The organism is uncultured Aquimonas sp. (genome assembly GCF_937888285.1).
Taxonomy (GTDB): Bacteria; Pseudomonadota; Gammaproteobacteria; order Xanthomonadales; family Xanthomonadaceae; genus Aquimonas.
Map to the genome: position 1 here is coordinate 156,417 of NZ_CALART010000008.1, position 7,082 is coordinate 163,498.

Genomic DNA, 7,082 nt, shown 5'->3' on the forward strand with positions numbered 1-7,082 from the left:
TAGTTCAGGGCTAACTAGATAGAGTTTTTCAGTCAAGCACAACTGGTTAAAAACCATAGCGACTCGACGCTAAAAAGTAACTGTCCAATGGCCAACTGCCAAGACGATTGTCCCGGCGCCCACGGAGGTGTTCGCAGATCGTGAAGCCGAGGCGCGTCGGGGGTATAGGAAGTTCAACCGCCCTTTTTTGCGAGTCTGGCGGGTAGGAAGCGGCCGCGCAAGCCCCCCACGTCAAGCTAGTTGCCGCCCGGATAGGATCATCCAGGTGGGGCGTTAGGAGTCGAGGACGTGGCACGTTACGGACAGGTTTTCAAAGACAAGGCGGTCTCGCGGTTGTTGCCGCCGGAGAGCGCGAGCATCGATGTGGTCTCGCGTGAGATCGGTGTTTCGGTGTCGACGCTGGAGCGTTGGCGTGCGGACGCGTTGGCCGCCGGCAAGTCCGAAGGCGGTTGGACTGCGGCGGCGCGGCTGGAGGCGGTGCTGGCCACCGCCGCGATGAGCGAGGAGCAGCGCGCTGCCTGGTGTCGAGCCAAGGGCCTGTACCCGAGTGAGCTGCTGGAGTGGAAGCAGGCAGCGACGCACGCACTGGAGCGGACAGGCGCCTCGCCCGCAAAGAGCGCAGCGCAGGCGGATCAGCGACGCGTTCGCGAGCTGGAGCGCGAGCTGCGCCGCAAGGAGAAGGCACTGGCCGAGACCGCCGCGCTGCTGGTGCTGTCAAAAAAGCTCGAGGCGATCTTCCACACGGACGCGGACGCATGATCGCTCTGGAAGATCGCCGACAGATGGCCGCATGGATTGCCGAAGCCCAAGCCGCCGGCGCCCGGCTGGCGCCGGTGTGTGCGCTGCTGGGCCTCGATCCGCGGACCCTGCAGCGCTGGCAGTCGCGCGGGGGCCTGGACGCCGGTGACCGCCGTCCGCAGGCGGTGCGGCCGACGCCTGCGCATGCCTTGAGTGCAGAGGAACAGGCCACGATTCTGCAGATCGCGAACGCGCCTGACTTCGCCGCCCTGCCGCCTGCGCAGATCGTGCCCCGGCTGGCCGATCAGGGCCGCTACGTGGCCAGTGAATCCAGCTTTCATCGCGTGTTGAAAGCCCACGGCCAATCGCAGCGTCGCGGCCGCGCCAAGCGTCCTGAGGCCCGTCGCACGCCGACCACGCACACCGCCTCGAAACCCGGCGAGGTCTGGTGTTGGGACGTGACCTGGCTGCCCAGCCAGGTCACCGGGCGCTGGTGTTACCTGTACCTGATCCTCGACCTCTACAGCCGCAAGATCGTGGCTCACGAGGTGCACGAAGTGGAAAGCGGCGAGCATGCGACCGCGCTGCTCAAGCGCGCCGCGCTGGCCGAAGGTGTACACGCGGCCCTGCATAAGCCTGTCCTGCACGGCGACAATGGGGCTGCCCTGAAATCGACCACGGTGCTGGCCATGCTGCACTGGCTGGGCATCGCCCCCTCGTACTCACGGCCGCGGGTCAGCGACGACAACGCCTTTGTGGAATCGCTGTTTCGCACCGCCAAGTATCGACCGGGGTTCCCCGTCGAGGGCTTTGCCGACCTCGACGCCGCACGCCGCTGGGCCGCGCAGTTCGTCGCTTGGTACAACGAAGAACATCGCCACAGCGGCTTGCGCTACGTCACGCCAGCGGAGCGCCATGCGGGCCAAGACCCGCACATCCTGGCGCAGCGCCACGCCCTCTATCAGACCGCTCGTCAACGCAACCCACAGCGCTGGCGTCGCAACACCCGCAACTGGAAACCGATCGGCCCGGTCACCCTCAACCCCGAGCGCGACTGCCTCGCGGGCAAGGCTCAACCAGAGGCGGAAAGTAAGCGAAAAGCGGCATGAACTAGGCGGCAACTAGCTTGACATGCACCGCAAGCGCCGCTTTGGGCACAGATCGGGCACAGATAGGGGGTTCATGCGTGGGTTTTCGACATCGCGGGGCCACGCAGCGGCTCAGTGCGTAGCCATTTCTCACCGAATCCCGGCACAGGGCCGAGCGCAGCCCTGCGGGGTCGTGGCCGCATCGGATCGGACTCTGGCTTGGCTGCCGGCTGTGTGGCCGGCACCTCGTCACGCGGCCGGCGGCGGCGCGCGCGCTGCGGGCCGGTAGTGCGCTTGCTCCAGCGCGCCGTGCTTCTCGAAGTGGGCGAGGATGGCGCGGATGGCGGTGGGTTCCTCGATGCTGGCGACGATCCGTACCGCGCCGCCGCAGTGGGCGCAGGTGGTGATGTCGATGGAAAAGACCCGCTTGAGCCGTTGCGCCCAGCTCATCGCACGGCGCTTCTGCTCGGGGCTGCGCGGCTCGTCGTGGGCGCTTGCGTCAACCGGCGCCGCATCGCCCGCAGGCCGCTTGCCGCGCCCCGAGGGCGTCAGCTGCGCACGCAGGTTTGCATTCGGGGCGAATACGCCGTGGAAGCGGGTGAGATGCGCGCGAGGTGGCGGGACCAGTGCGGCCAGTTTCGCGATGAAGTCGACCGCATCCCATTCGACATGGGTGGTGCCATTGCGCCATGGCGTCTTGAGCTGATACCGCACCCTTCCCTGCGGTGAGATCGACAGCCGCTGCTCGCTGATGGCCGGGCGCGTGATGTAGCGGCACAGCTTTTCGAGCTTGTGGCTTTCGTGTGCTTCCGCGGCCACGCCGGCATGCAGCGAGAAGCCGCCGACCTTGCCGGCATCGCCCTCCAGCGAGCCTGCGTCACCGGGCAATGTTTGCAGCGTGACGACCTTGCGGCCAGCGTCGCGACCGGTGGCGATGCGGTAGGTCATCGAACTCATCCGCAGCCCATCCATGCCGTCGTCGCTACCCGCGCTGTCGGACAGGAACACGGATTCGTCTTCGCCTTCGAGCCAGCCGCGGCGCGACAGGTGCCGGCACACGCGATGCGCGATGGTGTTGGCGAGCTGCGTCAGTTGCGCAGAGGTGGGGGCACGGGCGCGGCGCAGGCGCGGCTTGCGCTGCGGCGGCTCGACGTTCGCGTCGTACACGCCGTCGAGCCACAGCATGTGGAAGTGGATGGCCGCGCTGCAAGAGCGCTGGCCGAACGCCGACGGTTTCCTGTTCGACAGCCACGGCAAGGGCGCAGCCGGCGGTACCGGCCACACGTTCGACTGGAGCGCGATCCCCGGCGGACTGCACCGGCCGTTCGTGCTGGCCGGCGGGATCACGCCGGACAACGTGCACGACGCGATCCGCGCCACCTCGCCGTGGGCGGTGGACGTGGCCAGCGGGATCGAAGTCGCGCCGGGAGTCAAGGACGGCGAGAAGATGCGCCGCTTCGTGGCGGAAGTGCGACGTGCCGACGGTACCGGTCCCGATTGAACGGCGTTTTCCTTTACGCGCTGCGTGTGTCCCTGTAGTTTTCCCCCGTCCCTACGGATCCACCCATGAGCACTCCGGCCCGCACCCGCAAGGCCACCCCGGCCAGGAAGACCGCTGCGTCCAAGCCGGCGCCGCGCCGCAAGAGCCGTGCGGCGCCGCCGCCCGAACTCCTGTCCATCGACCTGGCCTTGCAGGGCGGCGGCTCGCACGGCGCCTTCACCTGGGGCGTGCTCGACCGCTTGCTGGAAGAGGAGTGGCTGCGGATCGATGGCGTGTCCGGTACTTCCGCAGGCGCGATGAACGCGGCCGTGCTGGTCGATGGCTTCGAACGTGGCAGTCGCCAGGGCGCGCGCGAGGCGCTGGCCCGGTTCTGGCGCGCGGTGTCCGACGCAGCGCGCTTCAGTCCGCTGCAGCGCGGGCCGCTGGACGTGCTGATGGGACGCTGGAGCCTGGAGGGCTCGCCGGCGTTCCTGGCCATGGACCTGGTGTCGCGGCTGTGGTCGCCCTACGACCTCAATCCGTTCGGCGTCAATCCGCTGCGCGACATCCTGGAGCGCTCACTCGATTTCGACGCGCTGTCGAAGTCGGACATCAAGCTGTTCATCACCGCCACCAACGTGCGTACCGGCCGCGGCAAGGTGTTCCGCAACGCCGAACTGAGCCCGGACGTGCTGCTGGCCTCGGCCTGCCTGCCGAACATGTTCCAGGCGGTGGAGGTGGACGGCGAGTACTACTGGGACGGCGGCTACTCCGGCAACCCGACCATGACCCCGCTGGTGCGCGACTGCAATTCGGACGACGTGATCCTGGTCGCGGTCAACCCGGTCGAGCGTCCCGACCGGCCGACCGGCGCGCGCGAGATCCTCAACCGGATCAACGAGATTTCCTTCAACGCCGGCCTGCTCAAGGAACTGCGCATGATCGCGCTGCTGCGCCAGGTGGCCGACGTGGGCAACTGCGAGGGCGCGCGCTGGGCGAGCAAGCGCATCCACCTGGTGCGCAACGACCTGGCCACCGTGCTGGATTCCTCGTCGAAGATGAGCGCCGAGTGGGCGTTCCTGGAGATGTTGCACAAGGAGGGGCGGCGCGTGGCCGAGTCCTTCCTGGCGCAGGACGGCGCCAACCTGGGCAAGCGCTCATCGATCGACCTGAACGTGCTGCTGGAAGGAGTGTGAGCATGGGACTGCTGGGCATGCTGGTCGGCCTCGGCCTGTTGATGTACCTGTCCTACCGGGGCTGGAGCGTGCTGCTGCTGGCGCCGGCCGCGGCGTTGGTGGTGGCGGCGTTCTCCGGCGAGCCGCTGCTGGCGCACTGGACCTTGACCTTCATGTCGGCCGCCGCCGGATTCATCTCCCAGTTCTTCCCGCTGTTCCTGCTCGGCGCGCTGTTCGGAAAGCTGATGGAGGACAGCGGCTCGGTCGAGGCCATCGCCGCGTTCATGACCGCCAAGCTCGGCACCCGGCGGGCGATGCTGGCGGTGGTGCTGTCCGGCGCGCTGGTGACCTACGGCGGGGTGAGCCTGTTCGTGGCGATCTTCGTGCTGGTGCCGATGGCCGCGGTGCTGTTCCGCGGCGCCGGCATCCCGCGTCGGCTGATGCCGCCGGCGCTGGCGCTGGGCACGATGACCTTCACCATGTCGGCCATGCCCGGCACGCCCTCGATCCAGAACGCGATCCCGATGCCGTTCTTCGGCACCACGCCGTTCGCCGCGCCCGGGCTGGGCCTGATCGCCTCGGCGATCATGCTGGCGTTCGGCCTGTGGTGGCTGGCCCGCGCCGAACGTCGCGCGCGGCTGGCGGGCGAAGGCTTCGGCGAGTTGGCCACGCCCGACGCCGGCATGGTGGCCGAGGACGAGATCGTGCGCGAACGCGCGGCGGTGGCGCAGCCCTTCGATCCGGCCGAGGCGGCGCATGGCGTCCAGGGCAGCGGCCTGCCGTCGGCGCTGGTTGCGTTCGCGCCGCTGGCGGTGGTGATCGGGGTGAACCTGCTGATGTCGCTGCTGATCCTGCCGCGGATGGACGTGTCCTACCTGCAGTACGCGCGCTTCGGCGAAACCTCGCTGTCCGAGGTGGCGGGCGTGTGGTCGGTGTCGGTGGCGCTGGCCGCGGCGATCGCCACCACCATCGCGCTGAACCTGCGCCGCTTCCCCTCGCTGCGTTCGAGCATGGACTCCGGCGCCAACGCCTCGGTGCTGCCGATCCTGGCGGTGGGCAGCCTGGTCGGTTTCGGCGCGGTGGTCGCGGCGATGCCGGCCTTCGAGATCGTGCGCGACTGGGTACTGGGCATCGGCGGCGGTCCGCTGGTGTCGCTGGCGGTGGCGACCAACATCCTCGCCGGCCTCACCGGCTCGGCGTCCGGCGGCCTGACCATCGCCCTGGATGCGCTGGGTCCGACTTTCATGGCCATCGCCTACGAGACCGGACTGTCGCCGGAGCTGATGCATCGGGTGGCGGTGATCGGCGCCGGCACCCTGGACAGCCTGCCGCACAACGGCGCGGTGGTGACTCTGCTGGCGGTGTGCGGCTGCACCCACCGCGACAGCTACGGCGACATCGCGGTGACCGCGGTGCTCGGCTCGATCGTGGCGCTGGTGGTGGTGATCGTGCTGGGGACGATGTTCGGGTCGTTCTGAGCGCACGTGCGCGGCGTGACGGCGCCGCCCGGCACGATGCTCAGGCGCGGCGCGGCTGGATCGAGGCCAGCTGCGCGTCGGCCAGTCCCAGCAGCAGGCGCCGCGTTTCGCGGCCGCCGCAGCGGAACGCCTGCAGCAGGCGTCGCTCGAGCGGGTCGTGGACCAGTTCGGCGTCGAGTGCCGGAATGTCGTCCGGATCCGCCTCCCAGGCCAGCGGGCCACGGCCGGTGGCCAGCCACTCGAAACGCACGCGGGTGAAATGCGCCAGGCGTTCCAGCCGCGACGTCGCCGGCTGTGCGCCGACCGAACATTCCCAGTTCGCCACCGCGCCGCGGGTCACGCCGAGGCGGCCGGCCAGCATTTCCTGCGACATGCATGCGCGTTGTCGCGCAATGCGGATCCGCATTGAAAGTTCCATGATCCCCCCTGCCAATTCCGTGCAGGCGTTCCAGACTAGACCTGTGACGGAGTGCCTGCAAGTACGTGACACGGGTTGCGGATGGGCGGGAATTGCAAGCGATATTGAGCAATTTGTACAGCCTCGCTTGCATGGAATGGCGGATGGACGGTTGAATCCGCGAAGGCGCTTACCCTCCCGGTCGGTCGTTATTCCACATATCGTCTTGCCGAGATTTTCAGCGTTTTCATTGCCTGCTTGCGGACACGCATGGACGCCAGGCGAAAGGCTTCAAGGAGTTGGCGTTCGACCGGATCCTCCACGAAATCCGCATCGACGGCAGGCGTAGGCGGTTCTTCGGGCGGGGAGTCGGGCAGCATCGTGCCTCGCCCGGCTGCGAGCCATTCGTACGACACGCCGGTAACGCGCGCGATCTTTCCCATGCGGCTTGTCGCAGGTACGGCGTTCGCGCATTCCCAGTTGGCCACCGCTCCACGGGTAACGCCTATCCGATCCGCCAATGCCTGCTGCGATGCTCCTGCATGGCGGCGTGCCTTCCTTATGCGCAAGGCCAGCGTCATGCGTACCCCCTGTGGTAACTGCATGGCTCGAAGTGTCTTGCCCCCAGGTCCTTGGACCCGATGGAATGTTAGACAGCCATCGAGGAGCAAGACATGGGACGGAAGAGCGAACTGCCTGCGGAGAAGCGCGTAGAACTGGTGCTAG

5 protein-coding genes and 2 pseudogenes are annotated in these 7,082 nt (G+C 68.0%); 4 read left to right on the forward strand and 3 right to left on the reverse strand.

The window, feature by feature from the left end:
• Positions 1 to 288 precede the first annotated feature (288 nt).
• Positions 289 to 1,847, forward strand: a pseudogene (locus tag Q0654_RS02065) (IS3 family transposase).
• 228 nt (positions 1,848 to 2,075) lie between these two features.
• On the opposite strand, the gene Q0654_RS02070 reads toward Q0654_RS02065, so the two are convergent.
• Positions 2,076 to 3,011, reverse strand: a complete 936-nt coding sequence (locus tag Q0654_RS02070) for a transposase (RefSeq protein WP_298849987.1) — start codon at positions 3,009 to 3,011, stop codon at positions 2,076 to 2,078.
• Between the two features lie 19 nt (positions 3,012 to 3,030).
• Between Q0654_RS02070 and Q0654_RS02075 the strand changes: the two are divergent.
• The 3 genes and pseudogenes from Q0654_RS02075 to Q0654_RS02085 form a co-directional block, all read left to right on the forward strand.
• A pseudogene (locus Q0654_RS02075) lies at positions 3,031 to 3,327 on the forward strand (N-(5'-phosphoribosyl)anthranilate isomerase); the annotation flags it as partial.
• Positions 3,328 to 3,392: 65 nt separating this feature from the next.
• A complete protein-coding gene (locus Q0654_RS02080; RefSeq protein WP_019186276.1) occupies positions 3,393 to 4,502 on the forward strand; it encodes a patatin-like phospholipase family protein in 1,110 nt (369 codons plus the stop codon).
• A gap of 2 nt (positions 4,503 to 4,504) precedes the next feature.
• Positions 4,505 to 5,959 carry a GntP family permease gene (locus tag Q0654_RS02085; protein ID WP_019186275.1) on the forward strand — a complete coding sequence of 485 codons (1,455 nt, stop codon included), beginning with the start codon at positions 4,505 to 4,507 and terminating at the stop codon, positions 5,957 to 5,959.
• A gap of 40 nt (positions 5,960 to 5,999) precedes the next feature.
• On the opposite strand, the gene Q0654_RS02090 is transcribed toward Q0654_RS02085, so the two are convergent.
• Together Q0654_RS02090 and Q0654_RS02095 are read right to left on the reverse strand one after the other, a co-directional pair.
• Positions 6,000 to 6,377, reverse strand: a complete 378-nt coding sequence (locus Q0654_RS02090; RefSeq protein WP_298849989.1) for a helix-turn-helix transcriptional regulator — start codon at positions 6,375 to 6,377, stop codon at positions 6,000 to 6,002.
• A 188-nt stretch (positions 6,378 to 6,565) separates the two neighbouring features.
• A complete protein-coding gene (locus Q0654_RS02095) occupies positions 6,566 to 6,937 on the reverse strand; it encodes a helix-turn-helix transcriptional regulator (protein WP_298849990.1) in 372 nt (123 codons plus the stop codon).
• Between the last annotated feature and the right edge of the window lie 145 nt (positions 6,938 to 7,082).